The sequence below is a fragment of the Fibrobacter sp. UWB13 genome (genome assembly GCF_900177805.1).
Taxonomy (GTDB): Bacteria; Fibrobacterota; Fibrobacteria; order Fibrobacterales; family Fibrobacteraceae; genus Fibrobacter.
The window spans coordinates 147893-170811 of the sequence record NZ_FXAX01000001.1 but is presented as its reverse complement, the minus strand read 5'-3'; the positions used below and the strand labels follow the sequence as shown (position 1 = coordinate 170811).

General features: G+C 49.7%; 22 protein-coding genes and 1 pseudogene. 8 read left to right on the top strand and 15 right to left on the bottom strand.

From position 1 onward, the window contains the following. Positions 1–24 precede the first annotated feature (24 nt). The 4 genes from B9Y77_RS00785 to B9Y77_RS00770 are packed head-to-tail and all read right to left on the bottom strand — an operon-like array spanning position 25 to position 5322. Complete coding sequence (locus B9Y77_RS00785; RefSeq protein ID WP_085490101.1) at positions 25–834, bottom strand: tyrosine-protein phosphatase; 810 nt, start codon at positions 832–834, stop codon at positions 25–27. A 26-nt stretch (positions 835–860) separates the two neighbouring features. After that, positions 861–1547: a hypothetical protein gene (locus B9Y77_RS00780; protein WP_085490100.1), complete on the bottom strand. Its 687-nt coding sequence runs from the start codon at positions 1545–1547 to the stop codon at positions 861–863. Beyond that, positions 1544–2785, bottom strand: coding sequence for a glycosyltransferase (locus B9Y77_RS00775; protein WP_085490099.1), 1242 nt, complete (start codon positions 2783–2785; stop codon positions 1544–1546). The genes B9Y77_RS00780 and B9Y77_RS00775 overlap by 4 nt, the downstream gene beginning before the upstream one ends. Then, positions 2782–5322 carry an NPCBM/NEW2 domain-containing protein gene (locus B9Y77_RS00770; RefSeq protein WP_085490098.1) on the bottom strand — a complete coding sequence of 847 codons (2541 nt, stop codon included), beginning with the start codon at positions 5320–5322 and terminating at the stop codon, positions 2782–2784. The genes B9Y77_RS00775 and B9Y77_RS00770 overlap by 4 nt, the downstream gene beginning before the upstream one ends. A gap of 205 nt (positions 5323–5527) precedes the next feature. Between B9Y77_RS00770 and B9Y77_RS00765 the strand changes: the two genes are divergently transcribed. The 4 genes from B9Y77_RS00765 to B9Y77_RS00750 are packed head-to-tail and all read left to right on the top strand — an operon-like array spanning position 5528 to position 8388. Then, positions 5528–5998 (top strand): hypothetical protein, encoded by a 471-nt coding sequence (locus tag B9Y77_RS00765; RefSeq protein WP_254899871.1) that lies wholly within the window; start codon positions 5528–5530, stop codon positions 5996–5998. Between the two features lie 4 nt (positions 5999–6002). Continuing rightward, a complete protein-coding gene (locus B9Y77_RS00760) occupies positions 6003–6368 on the top strand; it encodes a hypothetical protein (RefSeq protein WP_085490097.1) in 366 nt (121 codons plus the stop codon). Continuing rightward, positions 6365–7306 carry a hypothetical protein gene (locus tag B9Y77_RS00755; protein ID WP_085490096.1) on the top strand — a complete coding sequence of 314 codons (942 nt, stop codon included), beginning with the start codon at positions 6365–6367 and terminating at the stop codon, positions 7304–7306. Before B9Y77_RS00760 ends, B9Y77_RS00755 begins: the two co-directional genes overlap by 4 nt. Positions 7307–7311: 5 nt before the next feature. Continuing rightward, positions 7312–8388 (top strand): TIGR04133 family radical SAM/SPASM protein, encoded by a 1077-nt coding sequence (locus B9Y77_RS00750; protein ID WP_085490095.1) that lies wholly within the window; start codon positions 7312–7314, stop codon positions 8386–8388. A 93-nt stretch (positions 8389–8481) separates the two neighbouring features. On the opposite strand, the gene B9Y77_RS00745 is transcribed toward B9Y77_RS00750, so the two are convergent. Both B9Y77_RS00745 and B9Y77_RS00740 read right to left on the bottom strand, forming a co-directional pair. After that, entirely contained in the window at positions 8482–9387 is a 906-nt protein-coding gene (locus tag B9Y77_RS00745; RefSeq protein ID WP_085490094.1) for a hypothetical protein, read from the bottom strand. Between the two features lie 67 nt (positions 9388–9454). Next, a complete protein-coding gene (locus tag B9Y77_RS00740; RefSeq protein ID WP_073424540.1) occupies positions 9455–9763 on the bottom strand; it encodes a type B 50S ribosomal protein L31 in 309 nt (102 codons plus the stop codon). Positions 9764–9861: 98 nt separating this feature from the next. Here B9Y77_RS00740 and B9Y77_RS00735 point away from each other — a divergent pair, with 98 nt between their 5' ends. Next, positions 9862–10446, top strand: a complete 585-nt coding sequence (locus B9Y77_RS00735) for a hypothetical protein (RefSeq protein WP_085490093.1) — start codon at positions 9862–9864, stop codon at positions 10444–10446. A gap of 267 nt (positions 10447–10713) precedes the next feature. Here B9Y77_RS00735 and B9Y77_RS00730 read toward each other — a convergent pair whose 3' ends face one another. The 6 genes and pseudogenes from B9Y77_RS00730 to rpsT form a co-directional block, all read right to left on the bottom strand. Further along, positions 10714–12114 (bottom strand): BamA/TamA family outer membrane protein, encoded by a 1401-nt coding sequence (locus tag B9Y77_RS00730; protein WP_085490092.1) that lies wholly within the window; start codon positions 12112–12114, stop codon positions 10714–10716. Beyond that, complete coding sequence (locus tag B9Y77_RS00725) at positions 12114–15011, bottom strand: hypothetical protein (protein ID WP_085490091.1); 2898 nt, start codon at positions 15009–15011, stop codon at positions 12114–12116. The genes B9Y77_RS00730 and B9Y77_RS00725 overlap by 1 nt, the downstream gene beginning before the upstream one ends. Positions 15012–15017: 6 nt before the next feature. After that, positions 15018–15485 (bottom strand): hypothetical protein, encoded by a 468-nt coding sequence (locus tag B9Y77_RS00720; protein ID WP_073424544.1) that lies wholly within the window; start codon positions 15483–15485, stop codon positions 15018–15020. Positions 15486–15494: 9 nt separating this feature from the next. Beyond that, the gene (locus B9Y77_RS00715) at positions 15495–15920 is read right to left on the bottom strand and encodes a roadblock/LC7 domain-containing protein (RefSeq protein WP_073424545.1); all 426 of its coding nucleotides are present in this window, start codon (positions 15918–15920) and stop codon (positions 15495–15497) included. 366 nt (positions 15921–16286) lie between these two features. Beyond that, positions 16287–16877, bottom strand: a pseudogene (locus B9Y77_RS16310) (ATP/GTP-binding protein); the annotation flags it as partial. A gap of 233 nt (positions 16878–17110) precedes the next feature. Continuing rightward, the gene (rpsT, locus tag B9Y77_RS00705) at positions 17111–17371 is read right to left on the bottom strand and encodes a 30S ribosomal protein S20 (protein ID WP_012820070.1); all 261 of its coding nucleotides are present in this window, start codon (positions 17369–17371) and stop codon (positions 17111–17113) included. A 100-nt stretch (positions 17372–17471) separates the two neighbouring features. On the opposite strand from rpsT, the gene B9Y77_RS00700 reads away from it, so the two are divergent. Further along, on the top strand, positions 17472–18557 hold the full coding sequence (locus tag B9Y77_RS00700) for a DegT/DnrJ/EryC1/StrS family aminotransferase (RefSeq protein ID WP_085490090.1): 1086 nt from the start codon (positions 17472–17474) through the stop codon (positions 18555–18557). A gap of 112 nt (positions 18558–18669) precedes the next feature. Here the strand turns inward: B9Y77_RS00700 and B9Y77_RS00695 are convergent, their stop codons facing one another. Further along, a complete protein-coding gene (locus B9Y77_RS00695; RefSeq protein ID WP_073424548.1) occupies positions 18670–19515 on the bottom strand; it encodes a Cof-type HAD-IIB family hydrolase in 846 nt (281 codons plus the stop codon). 76 nt (positions 19516–19591) lie between these two features. Between B9Y77_RS00695 and B9Y77_RS00690 the strand changes: the two genes are divergently transcribed. After that, positions 19592–20542 carry a DHH family phosphoesterase gene (locus tag B9Y77_RS00690; protein WP_085490089.1) on the top strand — a complete coding sequence of 317 codons (951 nt, stop codon included), beginning with the start codon at positions 19592–19594 and terminating at the stop codon, positions 20540–20542. A gap of 29 nt (positions 20543–20571) precedes the next feature. Here B9Y77_RS00690 and B9Y77_RS00685 read toward each other — a convergent pair whose 3' ends face one another. Together B9Y77_RS00685 and B9Y77_RS00680 are read right to left on the bottom strand one after the other, a co-directional pair. Next, entirely contained in the window at positions 20572–21192 is a 621-nt protein-coding gene (locus B9Y77_RS00685) for a LysE family translocator (RefSeq protein ID WP_085490088.1), read from the bottom strand. After that, the gene (locus tag B9Y77_RS00680) at positions 21192–21572 is read right to left on the bottom strand and encodes a zinc ribbon domain-containing protein (protein ID WP_073424551.1); all 381 of its coding nucleotides are present in this window, start codon (positions 21570–21572) and stop codon (positions 21192–21194) included. The genes B9Y77_RS00685 and B9Y77_RS00680 overlap by 1 nt, the downstream gene beginning before the upstream one ends. Positions 21573–21707: 135 nt before the next feature. Here B9Y77_RS00680 and mraY point away from each other — a divergent pair, with 135 nt between their 5' ends. Next, complete coding sequence (gene mraY, locus B9Y77_RS00675) at positions 21708–22856, top strand: phospho-N-acetylmuramoyl-pentapeptide-transferase (RefSeq protein ID WP_073424552.1); 1149 nt, start codon at positions 21708–21710, stop codon at positions 22854–22856. Positions 22857–22919: the final 63 nt, after the last annotated feature.

Genomic DNA, 22919 nt, shown 5'->3' with positions numbered 1-22919 from the left:
GGCCTGCGTTTTTCTTTTGGAATACTACTCCAGGTAGTATTCCCGGAGTGCGTCAATGGTCGAGGTGGGCACGTGCATCCGCTGCGTGATGAAGTTCAGTAGCGAACCGTATTCCGCATTGATGCGATTGAGCGGAATTTCAAGATACTCGCGCTTGACACTCACCAAGAAATGTAGAATGTCAAGCTGTTCTTCCGTCATTCCCGATTCACGACCTTTGGCAGTCATCGCCGCAAGCGGCTTGCGGTACGAGTTTTCGGACTCGGCGTAATCATCTAAAATAGAGTTGTCGTCAGCACCGAGTGCAGCAAGCATCAGCGCAGAGCAAAAGCCACAGCGGTCCTTGCCCGAAGTGCAATGCCACAAAATAGGCGCCCCTTTTTGCGCAACAACAGTTTCAAAGACTTTCGCATACTGCGAGCTCGCATAATCGCTATCCACAAAGTAATTATAGAGTTTGTCCTTTAACGTATTTGCAATCGGATGGCGCGCAATGCCAAAAAGGAATTCCATAAAGTCCACGCCCGTCGCAGGCACCACCTGGTCCTTGTTGAATGCATCGCCATGCATGGAATCATCCAAAACAGGAATCAAAGCGGATTTCATTCCATCGAGGAGCTTGTCCGGCTTTTGCATGTATTCAAAGTCAGATCGCAAATCAATCACCAGATGAACGCCAAAATCATCACGCAGACGGTGCAAATCATGTTCCGTCGCTTTGGACAAATTGCTACTGCGAAAGAGCAAATTGTGCTTGACATGGGAACCGCCCGCCGGAATCCCGCCGAGCTGTCGCGCGTTATCAATCGATTCAAACTTTAAAACATTAGCCATAAGCTCCCCTTCTTACCGCTCTAAAATTATTTCTTTACGATTCTCAGAACACCCTGCTTGTTGTACTCAGGGGCATCTTTGGAGAAGAGCGTCTTCGTTTCTTGACGGAGCACGTATTTTTCGCCCTCGCCCCAGTCAATGACGCTTCCAGACTTTGCCGGGATACCATCGCCAAACAAGCTATCAGCCGCCATCAAGAGAGCCTCTTCCGGGTCTTCAATCGTGTTCGAGATGCACAAGTCCGGCAACGTAAACACAGCCAGACCAAGCGTGTAAAGCGAATCGCCAGAATCGAGAATGTTGATCCACGGATCCATCGGATAATCGCAATCGCCAAACTGTTCTTCAAAAGCCTTCGCGGTCCATGCCGTGCCAGACTGTTGCATATAAACGCCCGCGGCCTTTGCGTTGAGGACCTTCAAAATGGCGGAATTCACCATTTCAACATCGTCCATCGTCTTTACGTTCCCGAGCAAGAACAAGAGTGACTTGTGATCGACAATCGCCTTTTCTTCTTCGGCGGAAAGTTCATCACGTTCCTTGAAAATTTCCAAGAGGTCGGCTGATGCGCCCTGGCGAACCACATTAAACTGCACGCTGCAACCAGGAATCATCAAGGTCTTGGTATCGGCCTTCACCTGAACAGTTTCGGTAATGGCAAACGGTTCATTGACCGCAACGGGAATCGGGAAAGCTAAAACGAACTGGTTCATATCGACCTCTCTTTAAATTTTCGAACAACATCTTCAACCGCATCGTGAAGCAAATTTTGCTTTGCGACTTTCGGCATTTTCACGGACATTTCGAAAGCGCTTGTAAGCGTTTCAGCAGAAAGTTCATCTGCCGGAATTTCAACGGCATAACCCGCCTTCGACAAATCGTGAGCGAGGACAATCTGTTCAAACTGTCCTGGCGTCGGTACAAAGATACATTTTGCACCAAGTTCCGCCATGTCCATCACCGTACTGTAACCGCCTCGACTTACCACAAAATCGGCTCGTTTCACAGCTTCTGCAAAATCGTTCGTCGCCAAGTGCGTGTGGAACTCGATATTTCCTTCAGTCCACGCTTTTTGCTCCGCCGAGGGCTTCCCGAGAATCATCATGTGTTGGCCAGGGATCTGTTGCAACGCTTCACGCAACTGCTGTTCGAACTGCGTTCTTGCAGGTTCCACACCCGACACAACCGCCACGACCTTGTAGGCCGCGCGCATTTCCGCACAATTCATTCCAGCAACACGCTTTTCAGGAGCAGCGTCCCACTCCACGTTCGCCGAGTGCGCCATAAACTCCGACACGCTCATCAAGTCCACATCTCGTTCGAGGTCAACCGGCGCCGGCGCATTCCCAAGCGCGTTCCCAACATTCCCCATCTCCGAGAATCTCGAAAGCGTCCCGACGAAACGCATCGGCTTATCACCTGGCGTTGCGCCCGAATGCGAAAGCGAGCCCGCATAACCCGGATAAATTTCCAAATCCGGCACCCAGACTTCATCGAACTTGCGCATGATGTTCGCATGCCACATCACGCCAATGCGCTCAAACGCAGCAAACGCCCGCGGGAACGCAATCCTGCGCTGGTGCGTCATATAAATGCTAAGCGCGTTCTTAGAATAAAACGCAAATCTGTTGTCCGAAAACAGCACATCATAGCCGTGGCGTTTTACCATCTCTTCGGCAAAGTGGTGTTCGTAACGCATCACGGCATTCAAGTGCACACTGTTTTTGAGCAGCCAAAGCGCCATGTTGTAGCCGTGCTTCGGGTAGACAATGTTGTAGCTCGGAGCCAAGCGCTGTCGCAAATCCGGGAATACTTCACGGAAAAAATTTGCGTTCGCCTTGACTACCGCCAGTTCCACCTCGGCACCCGCCCGCAAGAATTCGCGGACAACAGGCACGCAACGAGTCGCATGCCCAAGTCCCCAATCAAGCGGCGCTACAAGGACTTTCATTTTTCAGCCTCAAGCCAGGCATGAGCCCAGTCGCCGTGGTCGCAGTCCTTGTCGTTGCCCATCAACACGCGCAAGTTAATCGACTTGGCGCCCTTGATATCCAGCTTCAAACGTTCCTTGTCCGTCGTATAAAGTTTCTTGGAACGATAAATTTCACGACCATCCGCTTCGACAGCAAAGTAGGCGCCATCGCCACAAGCACTTTCGTCATCAAGACCAATGACCACGTTCAACCAATCATAGCTGCGTGCAAGCGGGAATTCAATCGCCGAGTTTGCATGGCTACCAATACCATAGCGGAACGGTTCGCCATCAATCGTAATCTTGTGGTGATCGACCGTCTCGTTCATTTGCGGCTCACCCCATTCCTGGAAGAACTTGCCCATCTTGAGCTTCGAGAGGAGCGCCACATTTTCGCCATCGACAAAGAAGTCGCGGTACGTCACAAGCGTATCTTCATCCGGCATCGAGCAGCTCAGCACCACGCGATTCATACCTGCACGAATCTTGGCAGAGTCAAGCAACAGCGTATCTGCGCTATTCGACACAAGCATTTCGCCTTGATCCTTGTCATTCACCTTGTAATCGCAAGCAATTGATTCCGGGAAACGCTTGTTCACGACAATCATGCCATTCGATTCTTCGGTTACCATGAAATTCTGCGCGTAATGCGACACGCCCTTCTTCGAGATAATCTTGTAAATGGCAAGTCCATAACCAAACAGACGAGCTTCCATCAGTACACGTTCGTTCTTGTATGCACCCAAAATATCGTCAATCTGGTCGGTCGTCTTGAAGCCCACCACACGGCTATTGCGATTTACCTTGCCATAGCCATCCTGACCACGCACGAGATAAATATTGCCACCCGACTTTTGCATCCATTCAGCAAACTGTTCGGTACTCCAGCTCTTAAAGGAGCTTTCGCTAAACGAAGTGTGTCCAGACGCAAGCATCTGCCATGGTCTAGCGTAAATAAACACGGAGTTCTTCGGATACTTTGCCAGTTCCGTATTCAAGAAGTCTTCTTCAGCCAAGAGCTTGTTCTTGTAATAGAGCATGTTAGCCTTGTAACTCGGAGCATGGTAAACCATAAGCCCGATAGACAAAAGGCAAGCGACCCCCGCCACAATCTTAGCGGCAGCATCGCTCTTCATCTTCGTCGTAAACACAAGCGCATCATAAAGACCAAGAGCCATCAAGAGAGCAAACATCGGAAGCGCTACAAGCACATAACGCTGGTTGATGTCAATCGTAAACGTTCCAGACACGTTCAGGAGGATCACGAAAATCTGCACGCAGAACGTGATGCCCAAGATGAATCCGCGTACGTAACGGCGAGAGTAAATCATGCGGAACAATAGCCAGACCGTCGCCAAAAGCAAAATCACAGTAAACGTCGTGTAGAACGGATTTTCCATGATGCCGCCAAAAGACGGATCCGTCTTGAGATTCATCATGACTTCGATATTCGTCTTGAGGTTGTACCACAAGTTTTCAAACGAGTGCGCCGCATGCGTACCGCCCTGGAAGTCGTACCCGCGATAAGCTGCCATCGTGTTGATCGAAGGCCAGCTCACCGCAATCACCGATGCCACGAAGGCAGGCAAGCGATACGGTTTTTCAAGGAAATAACGATAATAGTAAAGCGCAAACGGAATAAACGCAAACACGGTTTCCTGGCGTGTCTGCGCAAAGAATCCAAGCAGCGGAACCGTCAAGAGGAAATGCTTCCACGTGACCTTGTTCGTCGGCACAAACGCGTACCATGCCATAAGTACCGCAAGCAAGAGGATGTAGAGGACTTCCGTCGATGCCGAGCGCGACTGCAACAGGTAAATCGGCATGCCGCCCAAGAACGCCGTCGCCGCAAGCGCAAGCTTATCGCTCTTGAACCACTTGCTAAGCGCAAGGAAGAACGCAATCAAGCTCAAGATGTAGAACGGGTAGTTTACCATCAACGCGGTATCGCGATTCGGCTCCATGAAGTTGAACACAAGCGAATAGACAAAGCCAAGCGCCTTGCCCTTGAAGTTGTTCACTTCGGTCTTGCAATCGAGAACGCCATCCGTCCAGATGCCTTCGTTACAGACACCGCCCGTGTGCTGGAAATACATCTGGAGGCCCATCGATTCCCAGCTCGTCTCGTCACTCAAGACACGGTGCGTATTGCCGATGTTCCCGAAAATGAACACCGAGAACACAATGAGCAAAAGCGCAAGCCCGCAAAAACTCTTGCCGCTCGGCAAGAACCCACGCACATGTTTTGCCACGAACGGAGCATTGACGACAACGCCCGCCACGAGCAACAGGAACGTGACGAGAATCGAGTAATACCCCCATTGGATATCCCAATGACGCGCATACGACACGGATAAATTGTTAAAGATAAGGAAAGCCGCTACGAGCACGAATGCCGTAACTGCCAACATGATATTCTGAGGTTTTTCCCAATGAAGAGAATTCTTCCATTCCATAAAGGACTGACGCAAAGACTTAGACTTTACACCGTCCCTTCCTAACGTTTCTTTTTTCATAGTGACCTAAATATAACTTTTATACGCAAAATCCGAGCGAGGCAGGGCGAATTTTTGACCAAAACAACTCCAAGCTTGCCTATATGCAACAGATGCAACAAAATCTTTTCGGTACACGGGTTTTATCGCCTTTTTGGAGCATTTCGAGCCTTATTTTGTATATATTTGTAGAAGTGAGGACCCTAGTGGGCACGAGGAGTTAAAAATGTTTTACAAACACTGGAAAAAGATTTCACTTGCAATTACCGGTTTTTTCTGGGCTAGTTGTGACAACAGTTCCACCACAGTGGAACCTCCCCTATACGGAGTCCCTCCACAGTATTCCAGTAGTTCAGAAACACTGAGTTCAAGCTCCAGTAGCGAAGATAATATATCTAGCAGTTCCGAACCCTTACCTATGCCCGCCTACGGTGTACCGCAAATGTATTGCGAAGTCACCTCCGAAAACGGTTCTACAGTCACTTGCGAAAACGGATACACCTGCATAGCCAAAACTGATACAATCCATGTTTCCGCCCCTGCATGTGAAACATTTAACGGCACAACAATATGCCCCGATTACGGTGTAGACGCAGATGTCTTTATAAAAAAATACGAATGCAACGACGGTTTCACCTACGACGATACAGAATTCAAAAAAATCTATAAGAATACAACATCCAACCAAACCAAGTAAAATCATGTTCTACAAGCACTGGAAAAAAATTTTTCTCGCCATCGCAGCATTCTTCTGGAACGGCTGTAGCGACAACGTTTCTTCGAGCGACGTGAGAGGGACCTGCACCTTTTCGGGTGGAGCATGTCCAGAATATGGCGTTGATATGTATGTTTGCGAAAACCCTGAAGATTTCCAATCTCCAGACTCGACCAAGTGTACCTTTTACAGACGCGACCCGTGTACATTTTATTACAAGTGCGATGACGACGTATCTTGTTACAAGGACGAAGACCAAACCGATTTTACTTGCTACGACAAACAAGAGCACGAAACGACTTACACTGAAGCAGAATTTAAAACAAAATATGATGTAAAGGAACCAGAATGAACATTCGCAAGCATTGGAAAAATCTTTTACTCACGACTACCGCCTTCTTTTGGGCGGGGTGTCACTACGTAGACGACGCACAACCCCTGTATGGAGTATACTGCCCGCCAGAAGGTTGTGGCGAATTCGAACAGAGCAGTTCTTCTGACGCACTCGCAAACAGCTCATCTGAAGCAGAAACAAGCAGTTCATCAGAGATTAACGTGCCAAGCTCCAGCAGCGTCGTCGAATCTAGTTCCAGCGAAAGCGTTTCGTCAAGTTCCAGCGAAGCCATATCTTCGTCTAGTTCCGAATTGGCAAATTCAAGCTCCAGTGCCGGCGAAGTAACTTGCGCGCCCGGCGATTCGACTGTATCGTATTACCCGCCGAGTTATTCAGCCGATATTGCCAAGATGAACGCTGAAGAAAAAGCAAAGCACGCAAGCGTTAGCAAAATCGACAGCATTTCAAATACATTGCAAACAGTCCCGCAGTGCCTTGCCAATTTGCGCCAGGAACTCGACATGTTTGTTGCGCTATACGGTGCTCCGGTCAGACTCCACAAAGACGAAGTTTGCAGCGACGGCACTACCCGTCCCACACAGGAATACCTCGATTACCTGAAAATGAAAGATGAATGGGAAAAGAACAAGCCCGCGCTTGACGAGGAATGCCAAAAGATTTACGAAGACAAGTTAAAAGAAATCGAGCAGACCGTCAAAGAATGCCTTGCAACATCAAACCCAAACACGGATCTGACGGTTTGCGATCTTGACGCCATGTGCCCCGAATACGGTGTAGATTCAAAATGCACTTATAAATACACCTGCAATGACGGAGTCACTTGCCGCAGAACCGAAGGCGACACCAATATGGTTTGCACCGACAAGCAAGGCGAAAAAACAACCTACACCAGAAACGAATTCAACAAGAAATATTACACCAAAGAAAATTATTAGGATTTATGCAACTTTCGCTTAAAAAGAAACTCGCTCTCGAAGCTTATCGTCTTTACCGCCACAACGAAATCAAGGCGCACCCGCTCACGTACTTTTTCTGGGAATGCACACTCCGCTGCAACTTGCATTGCTTGCACTGCGGTAGCGACTGCGTCAAGGACGCCATCCCCGACATGCCCCGCGAAGATTTTATGAACGTGCTCGACAAGCTCGCCCCGCACATCGACCCGAAGCACTTTATCGTGGTCATAACCGGCGGCGAACCGTTGATGCGCCCGGACCTCGAAGAATGTGGCCAAGAAATCAAGAAACGCGGCTACCCCTGGGGCATGGTCACGAACGGTCTTGCGATGACTCCCGAACGCTACTCGCGCCTCCTGAACGCAGGGCTGCGCTCACTTACCATCAGTCTTGACGGTCTCGAAGCAAACCACAACCATTTCCGCGGCGACCCGCATAGCTTTGAACGCGCGCTGCGCGCCATCGACATGGCCGCCCACACGCAAGGGCTCACCTTCGACGTGATGACCTGCGTGAACCGCGAAAACCTGAAGGAACTCCCGAAAATTCTCGACTTGCTTTTGAAAATCGGCGTGAAGCGCTGGCGCATTGCAACCGTGTTCCCGAAGGGTCGCGCCAAGGACAATCCGCTGTTCCAACTTACGAACCAGGAATTCCGCCAAGTGTTCGACTTCATCCGCGAAGTAAAATCGATGAACGTGATCAACGTGAATTATGGCTGCGAAGGATTCCTCGGCAGTTACGAGAAAGACGCTCGCAATTACCCGTTCTTCTGCCGCGCCGGCGTAAACGTCTCTTCCGTGCTTTGCGACGGAAGCATCTCGGCATGCCCGAGCTTGCGCGGCGACTACATCCAAGGCAACATCTACAAAGACGACCTCTGGGACGTGTGGCAAAACCGCTATCAGGTGATGCGCGACCGCAGTTGGGCTAAAATAGGCGACTGCAAGACCTGCAAGTACTGGCGATACTGCGAAGGCTCCAGCCTGCACCTCAGAGACGAGAAAACAAAAGAGCTCGCCTACTGCCATGTGCAGCGATTAGAGGCTGCTGGAGCATAATATTACAATGTCTCCCCGTCCCCATAACCAATAAAAACAAAAAACGCCCGGTTCCAAGAACCGAGCGTCTTTTAATTTCAAACGTATTCCGAATTACTTAGCTTCGAAATAGTAGGTCTGGAGAGTCTTTCCGTCCTGGGAGAGCTGAATAATCTGCTTGCCCTTCGGGAGGTTGCCGGTAATCTTGAAGAGGTTTTCAGCAACGTATTCGACCTTGAGATCGGTTGCCTTGTCCTTGACCGGGAACACGCCCTTCGTTTCGCCTTCGCCAAAGCCCTTGCAGTCCTTGTGAGATGCGATCGGAGCAACAACTGCCGGATAGGTCTTAGCAGTGATTGCGGTAGACACGGAAGAAGAGTTGTGGTAGAACACTTCGAGCTTGCCATCGACGACGCGCGGATCCGGGAGGTTCGTTACGGCAGAAGTAACAGCTGCCGGAGCGGCGGCCTTCTTAGCCTTCTTGCCCTTCTTGCCTTTCTTCTTGGCGCCAATCTTTTCAGCAAGGCTTGCCTTTGCATCACCAGCCTGCTGCTGCGGCATGGTCAAGCGGTAACCAGCGATGGATTCGTTGCAGTTCGTGGAGTAGACAACCCACTTGTTATCAATCTTGAGCGGACCTTCCGGAGTACCCTGGTACAGACCCGGATCAACCTGGGCGCTGTAGATGTAAAGAACGAGAGAAGCGTTCGGATTCTGTTCCGTCGTTTCAATCTTCATACGGGTCTTCACGTACTTGGAGCGACCCGCATAAACTCTATAGGCGCCAACCGGAACCTTGACAAACTTAAACTTACCCTTACGGAGTTCCTGATTAAATTCGTACTTCTTGGAAAGAGTGGTGTAAATCGTGGAGTCCATACCGACAGTCGGCATTTCCAACGGCTTGTTGGTGAATGCATCACGGACTTCACCTTCGATAGTACCAGTCTTACCGTTTTCGCAACCAGTCATAGCGAGAGCGATGATGGCAGCGGCACAAATGCTAAGTTTCTTTTTCATTTTGCGTCCTCTAGGGTTAATAAGAGAAAAGCCTCCCTAGTTAGGGAGGCCCCAAAATTTAAGAAGATTAAGCTTCTTCTTCAGCCTTGACCGGAGCAGCCTTGCGAGTCTTACGCTTTGCAGAGGTGATGTTAGCACCGCCGCCATAGCGCTTGTTGAAGCTGTCGATACGGCCAGCCGTATCCACGCGATGCTGCTTGCCCGTCCAGAACGGATGGGTATCAGCCGTAATTTCCAAAGAAATTACGCTATATTCAACACCATCGATAGTCTTCTTTTCGGCGGAAGACTTCGTGGAGCGGGTGATGTATTCTTTACCCGTATTCGCATCGACGAACACGACCGGTTGATAATTAGGGTGGATACCTTCTTTCATTATAAAACTTCCTGTGAAGTAATTGTTGAGAGCCTAAAATTTAGTTGTTTTTTAGGATTTTGGCAAGTTGCAACCTCATTTTTAGTATTTTTTATAGCATGAAATCTTTATTGTTGCTCAGTTCTTTGCTTTTGATTGCCTGCGGAAACGACCACCCGACTGCCAAAATCGTCGAGGTGAACAAACGCATGGTGCTCGAAGAATGGCCCGACAGCAACTACATCGCCTCGTTGGACTCCATTTTGAAGCTCGAACCGGTCAAAAAGGGCAAAGATACCGCCGACGTGAGCCTCAAGATGAACGCGTTCAAGGCACCTACATTCAAGCTCCCGCCGTCCGTCACCGGAAAGAGCACAAGCCGCAAATCCGGGCTGAGCAAACCGCCGAAACAGGTCAAGCAAGCTGCAGAAGCCTCCAAGCCGAGCAACAACGCAGAAAATTTCGTCGCCAAGTTCTCGAATGCGCTCTCCGCCTTGCAGTCCGACCCTTCGAACAAGAGCCTTTACAAGGTCGTTTCCGCTAACGATGGCGAAGACCTGTTCAAGTTGCTCCGCAGAACGTATGGTGCAGGCGCACAAAACCTCCCCCGCTTCTACGTGCTCTCGGCTCTCCAGTCCGTGAATCCGGGCGTCATGCTCGAGCACCTCAACGCCGGCGACAAAGTCCGCGTTCCGCGACTCTAGTTTTGCGTTTTCAAGACGCTTTTTCTAGAACAGCGTCTTCACGCCAAAGCCCAGCACACCATCCAGATAATCGCACATATTGGATGCAATTATTATTGCTGTTAGTGAGATGTTCTATAAAAAAGAACCGAATGATTAACAGAGTGAGAACATAGCGTCGGCCAAGGATGGGGAGGGTGCAGGGAGGGGCCCGTGCGGCCTTCGCAACTCCGAGCTGGGGCCCCGCCCGCATGACGTACTTTTTTTGCTTTTCTCAAAAGCTTTTTTCTAAAACAGCGTCTTCACGCCAAAGCCCAGCACACCATCCAGATAATCGCACCCATTGCGGAGCGCATAGTAAATGCTAAAGCTCCAAGACTTGCGGTACTGCGTAAACCCGATGCCATAATCGTGCTCGCGCGCCCACCCATGGAACGGCTTCATCCGCCTATAAAGCCCCGGCTGGTAGAAAAGCTCAATCGACAAATCGTAGCCATCTTGCCATAAAAGCGCCGCCTGCGAAAATCCGTACGCACGCGTCCGCATAAAGCCATACATCATCCCCTTGAACGAATTGATGCCGCCCAAGCTAAACAAGTCCTCACGCGCAAACGCACCACCCGACGGGAGCATAGCGCCAGCCGCTGCCGAGTAGCGCACAATAAAGTTCTTCCACAACGGCAAATAGTACACAAGCGACGACTGCAGACGCAAATAGCTATCGAGTGAATCCGGGCGATCCATCATCCACGCAAGCGACAGATCAAACGACGTTCCGCTTCGAGGCAAAACGCTTCGGTCAAACGAAATGTACGAAAGCTCCAGCGTCGAGCTTTTCTCGTCATTGCCAATACCCACGAATACCGCCACATCAAAGTTAAAGCCCACATTTCGCGACACGCCAAGTTCCAAACGCGAATCGCGCGACAGCGAATCATCCTCAAAGAACCCGCGAACAACAACATCCCAAGCGGTCCCAAAGATAAAGCGTTCGCGATACGAGCCTTCCAACCGCCGAGAATCATTCTGCGAATTGCCCTCCAATTGCAAATCGCGCCCCGTGCCCAAGATATTGTACAAAGCAAGATTGATGTTGCCTTCCCAGACATTTTCATCGCTCGAATACGTGAGGAATCCTTCTGCCGCAGAAATCGGAGTCGCCCTCATGGAATACGCCGGGATAATGCGGTTGCGCACCGGATCGCGGAACAAGCGCACTCCCGCCGTCTGCTCGTAATAGCCCAATCGCAAGAGCCTACGCTCCGAGCGTTCCAAATCAGAAAGTGAAACTTTTTCGCCAATTTCAAGTCCCGTCAATCGCCTAAAGACATCGATTTCCGTCGCACCAGAATCAAGATTTTCTGGTTCCGCCCACACCCACGCACTACCGCGTTCAAACTTGCAATGCGCCACCCCCGCACTATCTACATGAACCTGTAACGAAGCCCCAACAAAACCACGGTCTTCGTAATAGCGCAACAATTTATGTTTCGCCCCCCGCCAAGAATCGCACGGAGCGCCCACAATAACACTCATCGAAAGCTCTTCAAATTCGCTATGGTCGCCATTCCATTCCACGCGTTCTATACGACACGTCGAAGCAAAGCACAGGTTCAAAGCCGCTCCCAGCAGAAGCACAACAAAAGCGACGTACCGTCCATTCTTCACTTTTAATTCTTCATTTTTCATTAGAAAAACGCCTTCGCCTCGCTTGCAAGTTTCTGGAACACATTTTCTTCGGCATCGCCAAAACGCAAAATATACCGGAGCGAAAGAGACAGGAAATCATTGACTTCCACCGAAACCATCGTTTCAAGCCTGTAGGTCACGCCATCGCCAAAGCCAGACATCATCTGATACGGAATCGTACCGTCGTGACGATCCATTTGTATGGACGCAAATGAGATATGACCGTCGACAACACCATCCCTCTCGTAACCAACGCGAAGTTCTTCTTCCCAGAGATGCGCTCCAAACGTTGATTTTAAATCATCTTCGCCCGAACCTTCCCTATAACGGACACGCGGTTCCAAACTAAAGCCAGCCGGCAACTTCCAAATATATTTTCCGGTAATTTCCCAAATGTTCCAGTCCAATTTTTGCAGAGCCGTCAAACGGACCGTTTCTAAAACATTTTCAACACCAACGTAATGGTCTTCATTTATTTTAAATCCAGCCGTCAGTTTGTGATCGAACATGTCCTGATAATATCCAATAGAAGACATCTTCTTTTCATAACTTGCACTCGGGCTGTACATGGCAGAAGCTCCCGACGGATGATCCCAAGCAAGGCTCGTTTCCCACGAGACAGTTCCCGCCGTTACGCTCCGCAAGCTCGATGACAAAATCGGCGGAAAATAAATCCTTTTGCCCGTCGTATCTTCCGCTTCTGAATGGAAAGACGCACTCAACGTAATATCACGCAACAAGCCTTGCGTTATCCCCAGCGAAACACCCGGATTCCATTCCAGCGAAGCTTCAAAAGTCGCATTTGACGAAAGGACAGCACCCACGGAATCGTTACGCCCCATGCCTTCATAGACAAAGTCACCGTTATCGACACCTTCGATAAACGTTCCCGTAAGGCTATCATAGCGCACATCGCCCGTTCCCTTCGCCACTGCTTTATAAATGGCAGTGTAAGTCTGCTCCGAAGTCATCCCGAAACTATACGTGACAGAACCTTGCACACCCATATCGTCATCGCCAAAATTCGTCGTCAAGTCGCCCACCCAAGAATCCGAGGCGCCAAGCGAATCCGTCACCGCATGTGAATACTGCAACAAATGTGACAAGTTGAAATTGCGAAAGTTTGCTTCAGCCGACTGCGTCCACGTTACAGAACTCACAGAATCGCGCCAGTCTTCGTCGCGGGAACGCCCCGAGATATCATGCTTGCGCACGGTAAGCGTCCCGACCGATTCCTTTACATTCCACAAGTCTTCGTTCAAAGTTGCACCAACAGCAGTCTTCGCATAACCGCGCTCCGTCTTGTAGCCAAGAGAATCACGCACGGAATAGCGCACATCGCCACTGCCAAACGGCCTAAAGAATCCGCGCAAAAATTCCGAAGAGAATGACCCCTGATAGCGTTTCTGATCCACTTCCTGCGAGCTCGATACATACGCTGCCGTAAATTCACTTGCTGCATTCAAGTTGCGATGCACAAGCGAGAATTGAGACCGTGAAGAATTCCAGCGTTCATCATCGCCACGACGGTAACCCCATTTAGCCGTTCCAAACCAGTCCTTGCCTAAACGAATCCGGAGCGCAAGTTCATCATAGCGCAAGTCGCCTTTCAAAAGCGCACTATCCAAATCCCATTCATTGCGGAGCGCATACGCATCCCAGTCCCGTTCAGTACCGCTAAATTCAGATATGGCAAAGCCCTCTTGAACGTAATTTCCATGGACCAAGAGCGCTACCGGAAACGCATTCATGTTCTGCGTCGAATCAGTCGTCACAAACCATCTGAACGCACGCCCACTCGGGCCACCAACATTTTTAGAAACTGTATTCGAGTCCATGCGATTGAGCCCGAGTTCGACATCGGCGTAAAACCGATGTTCCGCCTGTAGGCGGAGGCGTGCTCCCAAGCGTTCCGACATTTTCGGGCGGTGCAAATCCTGATCCAGCGAATCCTTCAATTCTCCGCCACGATCATTTTTCAACTGCTCATACGCCGTACTGTCCAATGAACTTTTCCGCATGCGGTCCACATCATTTTCCAAATGGAATCCAGCCACATCAAAGAAAACATTTTCAAGGCGCAAGCTACCACGAGCCGCGTACATCGTATAAATATCATCGTTCAAGTACGCATCATATTCCACGCGGACATCATCATCTGTCCCTGGAATAATCCCGTTTTTGAAGTCCAAAAGACCGCCCGCATAATTCACTTCGTAATCGCGATTACGCACAAGCTCTACACCATTCAACCAGACTTTTTCAGAATTCGGCACCACCGAAATAAATCCGCCCGCCTCATCTAAATGGTAACCTTCGCGCTGCCCCTGCACACCGCTAAACGACCGCGAATAACGCGTTACCTCGTCCGTTCCCCACGCACCACTGACTTCGGAACCATGATAACGCAACGTCGCCATTGCACCAAGCGTTGAACGGCTAAACGACGTGAGCCCCATGGAATTATCCGTCCATGTCAAATCGCCTAAATGCAACATCGCATATGGAGATTCCACGCGGAAATAAATTTGGTCTACATCCTGGAGAGTTGCCGTTGTCTGGTCGCCCGCCTTGCGGTCCACATCCGACAACAGAGCGTCAATATAAACGCTATCCGTGAGGCGCCCTTGAATCGAAAGTCGCAATTCCTGATCGACCTGCGTACCTCCATCACCCACAGTCACTTGCATCGTCTTGTAGCCGTGCGTCTCGATTTCAGCATGCGAAGAATCCGATGCTTCCGGCGCATCCTTTGTCACGACAAGACTCGTCGCGCCCGACGCATTTTCCAAACCATTTTTTGCAAGAATTGAAGGATCCCAAACCGGGAGCGAATCCACATCCAAAGCAAAGGCTAAACTGGCAAGCAGCAGGCCCAGACAAGGAATAGACCGCATATAAAATTACCGAGAAGGCGTCACCACGCGGAACTGTCTGCTCGCAAGCAACTTACGCCCCGCCACCAGATCGACGCTCCATTCGCCAAGTTCGACCAAGTCCGAAGCAAGCATCGAACTGCAAACATCACCCGCAAGATTGCAAGTTTCAACAAAAATCGTATCGATTCCCAAGAACCAGATATGGAAAAGCGTATCCTCTTGGTAACGTGCAGAATTTGTAATAGACGAAAAAACGTAAAGTCGCGTATTCTCTTCGAACACGCTATCGGCACCAAATGGTTCCCCGTTCACAATATGACGGCAAACCACACTATTGGCGGGAGAAAGTTCAATATCGGAATTGTCCGTAAAGTTGACTTCGTCATCGATGAAGAACATGACAAAGCGGTGAACGAAAAAAGCAAGAAAGACGACTATCGCAAAAACAGTCGTCTTACGCAAATTTCTCAGTGGCGGAAACTTGCCTGCCACAAGCACCTCCTAGCGAACAAGACTGCTCGTATTCTGCGTAAATGCAGGAACGGCGTCCTCCAGCTTTTCGACCAGCAAGCGATTAAAGTCATCAATGCGGTTCGGAAGTCTACCAGATTTAAAGACCTGAACAAGCAATAGCGACTGGTCTACAGGGGAAATATAAACGGAACGGTTTTCGCCCGTAAATGAAACGGACTGGAATTTTTCGCCACCAAGCATCACCCCGATCTGACGAGAAGAGTCAAATGCAGCAATGCTCAAAACCGCAAGGGGAGTTGCATCCAAGTCAGAACCGAGAGAACCGACTTCGGCAATGATGTTTCCATCACGATGGCAAAGAACAACATATTCGCACTTGACGCTTGCCTGGTAGGCAGTCATCAAGCGACGCACTTTGTTAGCATCATCAGAATAAATTGTATAATCGCTCATATTACACCACAAACATTTATAAAACTACTGGTCTTTTGGCTTGTACGGACGCAAGACAATTTCATCGTCATCCGCCTGTGTCGGTTTTTCCACGGCACGACCAAACGTCGGCATTCTAGGTACTGCAGTCGCCACACGCGGGCGAGCAAACGGAGATGACATCGCGCCCTTCTGGAACAAACCAGAACCGGCACCGCCAGAGTTCCCTGCATTTGCCTGCGGCTTTGCGGCAAACGACGGCATGCGGAACGGAGAAGTCGGCTGTTGCGGAGCGGCTGCCTCATTCTGCGGTTTGCCCGCTTCGGCATTTTCAGCCGGAGTTTCGCTCGCAGCAGGAGCGGCCGCAACAGCAGCCTTACGCAAGAACCCCTGCTTCACGTTAAACTTTTCAATCACCAGCATGGCGATCGTCTTAAGCGTCGTCACAACGCCCTTACCATTATGGGCAGTCGCCGGGAAGAACTGGATCTTCTTTTCTGGATTGAGCATATCATTCATCTCATCCAGAGTAAAGACATTTTCCATATCGCGCTTGTTGTACTGCAACACGAACGGAATATCATCCAAGTTCATGCCGTAGTCCTGCAAGTTCTGACGCAAATTCTGGAGGCTCTCCAAGTTTTCAGCCTGACGTGAACGTTGGGAGTCCGCTACAAAAACAATCCCATCGACACCACGAAGCACGAGCTTACGAGTGCTGTTGTAATAAACCTGACCAGGAACAGTATAAAGCTGGAAACGAGTCTTAAAGCCCTTAATGTCGCCCAAGTTCAAAGGCAAAAAGTCAAAGAACAAGGTACGATCACCTTCAGTTGCAAGCGACACCATGTCCGTGCGCTTGTCTTGGGGCATTTTCTGATGGATTACCTGGAGATTTGTGGTTTTACCACTTAAACCAGGACCATAATAAACGACCTTACAACTAATTTCTCTTGTAGCAAAATTAATAGACGACATTATAATTCCTTGAAACCCAGTACTTAATCTAGTAAAAAAGTTCAATAAACCAAAAAGAAATTTTTGATTTTTGCCTTTTTTTAATCAAAATCACAACTTTTTCGTCTACAAACAGAAGAAATCTCCCCCAAGAACCACTCTGTCGTAATTTTATCGTAAGTTTTAAATAACAAAACTAACCGATACACATCCGCGTATCGGTTCATTTTGCTTAAAATCTTTTAGGATTCTAATTAAGCGAGGCCGTTGATGACCTTAGCAACCTTGGCCTTGTAGTTGGCAGCACGGTTGGCGCAGAAACCAGCGCGGTGAGAAACGGCAGCCTTATCGAGCATGCTGAAGAGCTTCGGCATTTCTTCGAGGGCAGCAGCTTTCGTAGCAGCAGTGCGGATAACCTTGAGGCTAGCACGGATAGCGCTACGGGTGGAACGGTTCATTGCGTTGGCCTTTTCGGCCTGGAGCAAACGCTTTTTGCAAGACTTGTGTTGAGGCACCTTAAATTCTCCGGGTGAAAACCTACTTAAAAAATGTTAGCACAAAGATAGTAAAAGTTTAAAAGTTGTCAAGGGGCGGGAAAATGCTAAATTGCACACCATGATTCCGTTTATCAACGTACGTGCGCAGCGCGAAGCCTATTTATCCGAATTTAAGCATGCCGAACAAGAAGTCCTCGACAGCGGTTGCTTTATCGGAGGACCTGTCGTACAAGCGCTGGAATCTGAACTTGCGGAATTCACAGGAGCAAAGCACGCCATCACCTGCGGTAGCGGAACGGACGCATTGACAATTGCCTTCCTCGCCCTCGGGCTCAAACCGGGAGACGAAGTCATCGTCCCAGACTTTACCTTTATCGCCCCCGCCGAATGCGTGATGCGCCTCGGAGGCATCCCGAAATTTGCAGATATCGACGCAGAAACGCTCCAGGTCAGCGCAGAAAGCATTGAATCGTTGATTGGCGAAAAGACGCGCGGGATTATCGCGGTCAACTTGTTCGGGCAGTGCGCCCCGTATGCGGAAATCCGGAAATGCGCCCGCGCAAACAACCTTTGGCTGATCGAAGATTCCGCTCAGGCGTTCGGGGCCACGCAAAACGGAGTCCCCGCTTGCACGTTCGGCGACATTTCCATCACGAGCTTTTATCCCGCCAAGCCACTCGGCTGCTACGGCGACGGCGGAGCGCTCTTCACCGCCAACGACGAACTCGCACAAAAGATTCGCCTCATCGCAAACCACGGCAGCCAGACGCGCTACGTTCACGAGATTTGCGGCATGAACAGCAGGCTAGACGCCATCCAGGCGGCAGTCCTCCGCGTGAAACTCCGGCATTTTAAGGACGAGCTCAAGAAGCGCAGCGAGAACGCAAGCAAATACAACGAATTTTTCAATGCTGTTCCGGGAATCGCGCCGCAAAAAATCGCAGACGGCAACACCAGCACCTACGCACAATACACAGTGCTGGCAGACGAACGCGACGATTTTATCGCTCAACTGGAACGCGCCGAAATTCCCTATTGCATCCACTACCCGCAGCCGCTACACACGCAGCCATGTTTTAAGGAACTCAATCAAGGGCGCGGAAACGCCAACGCCATTGAAGCCTGCCAAAAAGTCGTAAGCCTCCCCATGTGCGCCTTCACGGACGTGGAAGAAATTATTGCGAGACTTAAGAAAGAAATGTAAAAGCGAAATAGCTAGTTACTAGTTATTAGTTATTAGTCAATAGTTATTAGTTTAAATCTGGTGACTTCGTCGCGACCTTTTCAACTAGCGACCAACGACCATTGACTAACGGCTACAACACAAATTTCTCAATAACTTCAGTAATTCCGGAGTGGTTGTTGTCGTGCTCGGTCACGTAATTAGCGACAGCCTTTGCCGCCGGTGACGCATTCGCCATCGCGACCCCAACGCCAGCCGCCTCAATCATCGGGCAATCGTTTTCTTCATCGCCCACGGCAATCGTATTTTCAATCGGCTCGTGATAGAAGTCCGCCATGTAGCGCACAGCAGCGCCTTTGTTCGAAAGCATGTGCGAGAACTCGAGCATTTCGGGCTTGCTAAACACGTCGAACAGCTTGCCCGCCGTAACCGTCCGCATCTCGGCGCGGAAATCCACGAGACTCGAATGCTCAAACGGTGTAATCACGTTTACCTTGATCGGTGGCTTGACCACAACATTGATTGGACCGTCATTGCAATTAACCCCACCATAATAATTGCGGATATCATCTACAACAACATAATCCATTTTCATCAAGCGACAATACGTCTTGAGCTGTTCCGTCTCGTATTCCGAGACCACCAAATCGCCCGCATACGTATGCGCATGCATCCCGCGCTTGTGAGCCTCGTCCATGATGAACTTTACCTGATCCACTGCGATGCGACGCGTCAAAATCGGCTGTTCGGTTCCGCAGTCGTAGATGAGCCCGCCATTAAAGCTGACCAGAAAATATCCCGGCTTCAAGAAGCCGTACTTTTCGGCAATGTGCTTTACGCTTGTGAGCGGGCGCCCTGTCGTCATCACGAACTTGTGACCAGCCCCGATCATCGCCTGGATTGAAGCCATGTCTGCCTGGCTAATATTCTTCTCGTCGTCGAGGAGCGTGCCGTCTAAATCAGTAAATAAAAGTTTCATCACGGCAAATATAGAAAGTCCATCAATTCAATCCAAAAATATTTATTTACATTTTTCAAAAAAGAAGGAAAGCCTTATGCAAATTGATGATTTACTGAAAGAAGCTAAAAGCGTCGCCATTTTTGGACACGTGCGCCCCGATGGAGACTGCGTGGGTTCTACGCTCGGTCTTTACAACTACATCTGCGACAACTACCCGACTACGAAAGTCCGCATTTTCTTGGAACGCTTCCCGGAAAACTACAAGATTCTCTCCAATTCCAACGCCATTAATGAATTTTACAACGATGAATTCGGCTCGTTCGATTTGGCATTCCTTTTGGATTCATCCACATTCGATCGCGTCGGCGCAAACGGCGAAAGCTGCATCAAGGCAGCCAAAAAGACATGCAATATTGACCACCACATCAGCAATCCGCTGAACCTCTGCGACGTCAATTACGTAGATGCAAAGGCAAGTTCCGCATGCGAAGTCCTCTACTTTTTACTCGACCCGAGCAAAGTCAGCAAGGCAACAGCAGAATGTTTGTACCTCGGCATCGTGCATGACACAGGCGCCTTCAAGTTCAGCAGCACCGGGCATAAGACGATGACTGTCATCGGCGACCTGCTTGAAAAAGGCATCGACTTCACACGCATTATCAACGAGACGTACTACACGAGAACGTACACCCAGACACTCGTAACGGGCTACGTGATGATGAGCAGCAAACTCGCTCTCGACGGAAAAGTTGTCTACAGCTACATCACGCCCGAGGACATGGAACGCTATTCCGTGACACCGGTTGAACTCAGCAGCGTCATCGATACATTGCGCGAAGTCACCGGCACTGAAGTCGCCATATTCCTCTACCCGGTCAACGGCGAATACAAAATTAGCCTACGCAGCAATTACGTTGTCGATGTCAACAAAGTTGCAGGAGCATTTGGCGGAGGCGGCCACGTTCGTGCCGCAGGCGCAAGTTCCAAGGACTCGCCTGAAGAGACAATTGCAAAGCTATTGAAAGTCATCCAAGAACAGCTTTAAAAAGGGACGCGCGATAAAACGCGCGTTTTTTATACCATAAACAAGGCAACAGCCAAGAAAACGAACACCGCACCGCTGAACCAGTTCAGATTGCGGTTCGCCTTCGGCGATGTCAAAAGGAACTTCTTCACGGTCCCTGCTAAAAGCGCAATGCATCCAAAAACAATCATTGTCGCCAAGATAAATTCACCGCCGAAAATAGCCATTTGCAAGCTCGGGTGAATCGGACGATCCAAGCGCACGGCCGGCGGAATCAGCGAAAGCACAAAAAGAATCACCTTCGGGTTCGTGAGATTCATGATAATGCCCCGCATGTAAAGGCTACGCGCACTTGTCATTCCCGGCTCCGACCGGGAATCTCCATTCATATTAACAACGCCGGCTTTCACCCCGAAACTCTTGTACGCGAGATAAAGCAGATAAGCCGCGCCAAGGCACTGGATGACAAAAAACGCCGTCGGACTAGCCGCAATCAACGCCGAAACGCCCGCCACAAGCAGGCAAGTATGTATGGCAATTCCTGTGCAAAGTCCAAGAATGATGCAAAAACCAAGGCGCGCCCCATAAGTTGCGCTCTGGGCAAGCACAAAAAGGTTATCTGGTCCAGGAGCAATCCCAATAACAAGCGCAGCGATAAAAAATTCAAGCATTACAGTTTACTCAAGAAAGCGTCCACGTCGAGATCCGCAAGGTCTTTTTGCAATGCGTCAAGTTCATCGTCCGTAATAGCGGTGTGATTTTGATCACGTTCGTCAGCACGTGCATTCGAGACATCGACAAGCTTTTTGAGCGCATTGGCAACCTCGCCCACAGTGCCTTCCTGACGCATCACGACGTTCAAAACCTTCGAAAGTTTTTCACGCAATTTCGAGAACTCTTCGCGGTCTAACTCAGATACTTCCCCATGATAGCACATCAAGGGGGTCTGGCACCTAGCACACGGAAACACCATCATATTCGAGAAGTCTCCGTCTATCTGGACCTTAAATTTTGTTCCGCAATGCGGGCATTCGATATCCATTTCACTCATATTCTAAAATCTAGAATTTTTTACAATTCCTAGCCAACATAACTACAATATTTTATCTTTACGGCGTCCATCTCGTTTTGTGCTCTCACTATATTTTTCCCTATTACCTAAAACCTATTACCTAAAACCTAAACTATGCTTTGCCATTGGCTATATCAAACAACTCACATTGACCTTTTTGACGGTCGTCTCTTCCGTGCGGGCGTTGCCGCCATGCTTTCCATCATCCTGGTGCTCTTCTTCATGCCGAAGTACATTCGCTTTTTGCAGAGGTTGGACGCCACGAGCGATTTCGACAAGGATGGCAAGACAAAATCGCCTCCGATTATGGGCGGCCTTCTCCTCGTGATTGTCGTTGAAATTGTTTCACTGCTCGTTTGCCAGATGAACGGCTACACCATCTCGACTCTCGTGATTTTGGCACTGTTCAGCGCCGTGGGCGCCACCGACGATATGGCCAAGGTCCGCGCGAAGCGCCTTGTAAATCAGGGTAAGCTCAAAGCCGCCGAATACATGGACAAGGCGGACGGCATTTCCAGCTCTCTTAGACTTTTCCTCTACTTCTTGTTTAGCTTTGTCGTTGCCGTTTTCTGCTACAAGTTCATTCCCGAACTCAAGGGCGATTTGACCATTCCGTTCTGCCCGATTGACGTTTTCCAAATCCATCTTCCCAACTGGATTTTCGTTGCGTTCATGACGTTTGTCATCGCAGCTTCTGCTAACGGAACGAACTTCACAGACGGTCTCGACAGCCTCGTTTCTGTACCGATTCTAACCAGCATGGTGTTCGTTGGGCTCGTCGCTTACGTGAGTGGCAACTTCATCTTTAGCCAGTACTTGAGCGTTCCGTACCTCCCCGGTTGCGACGAACTTTTCCCGCTCGCAACAGCCATCGCAGGCGCATTGCTCGCTTATCTGTGGTTCAACAGTCCTCCGGCAGAAATCTACATGGGTGACGCAGGTTCCGTCGGCTTCGGTGCAGCCATCGGCATCATGTTCATTCTCGTGCAGGCAGGGCTTTTCCTCCCCATCGTTTGCATTATCATCATCGCCGAAGCTTGCTCTGTTTTGATGCAAATTACATGGTTCAAGATTACCAAGAGAACGACCGGGACCGGCAAGCGCATCTTCCTTTGCGCCCCGCTCCACCACCACTACCAAAAGAAGTGGGACGGACGCTTCCCGAGCAAGCCGCTCATGAACTCCAAGATTGTGTGGCGCATGCACCTCGTGAGCATTTTCGCCCTCATCTTCAGCATGGTCGTGTTCTTCGGTATTAGATAGTTTACCATAACAACAAGACTTATCGTGCCCGCCATTGAGCGGGCATTTTTCTTTTTATTATAT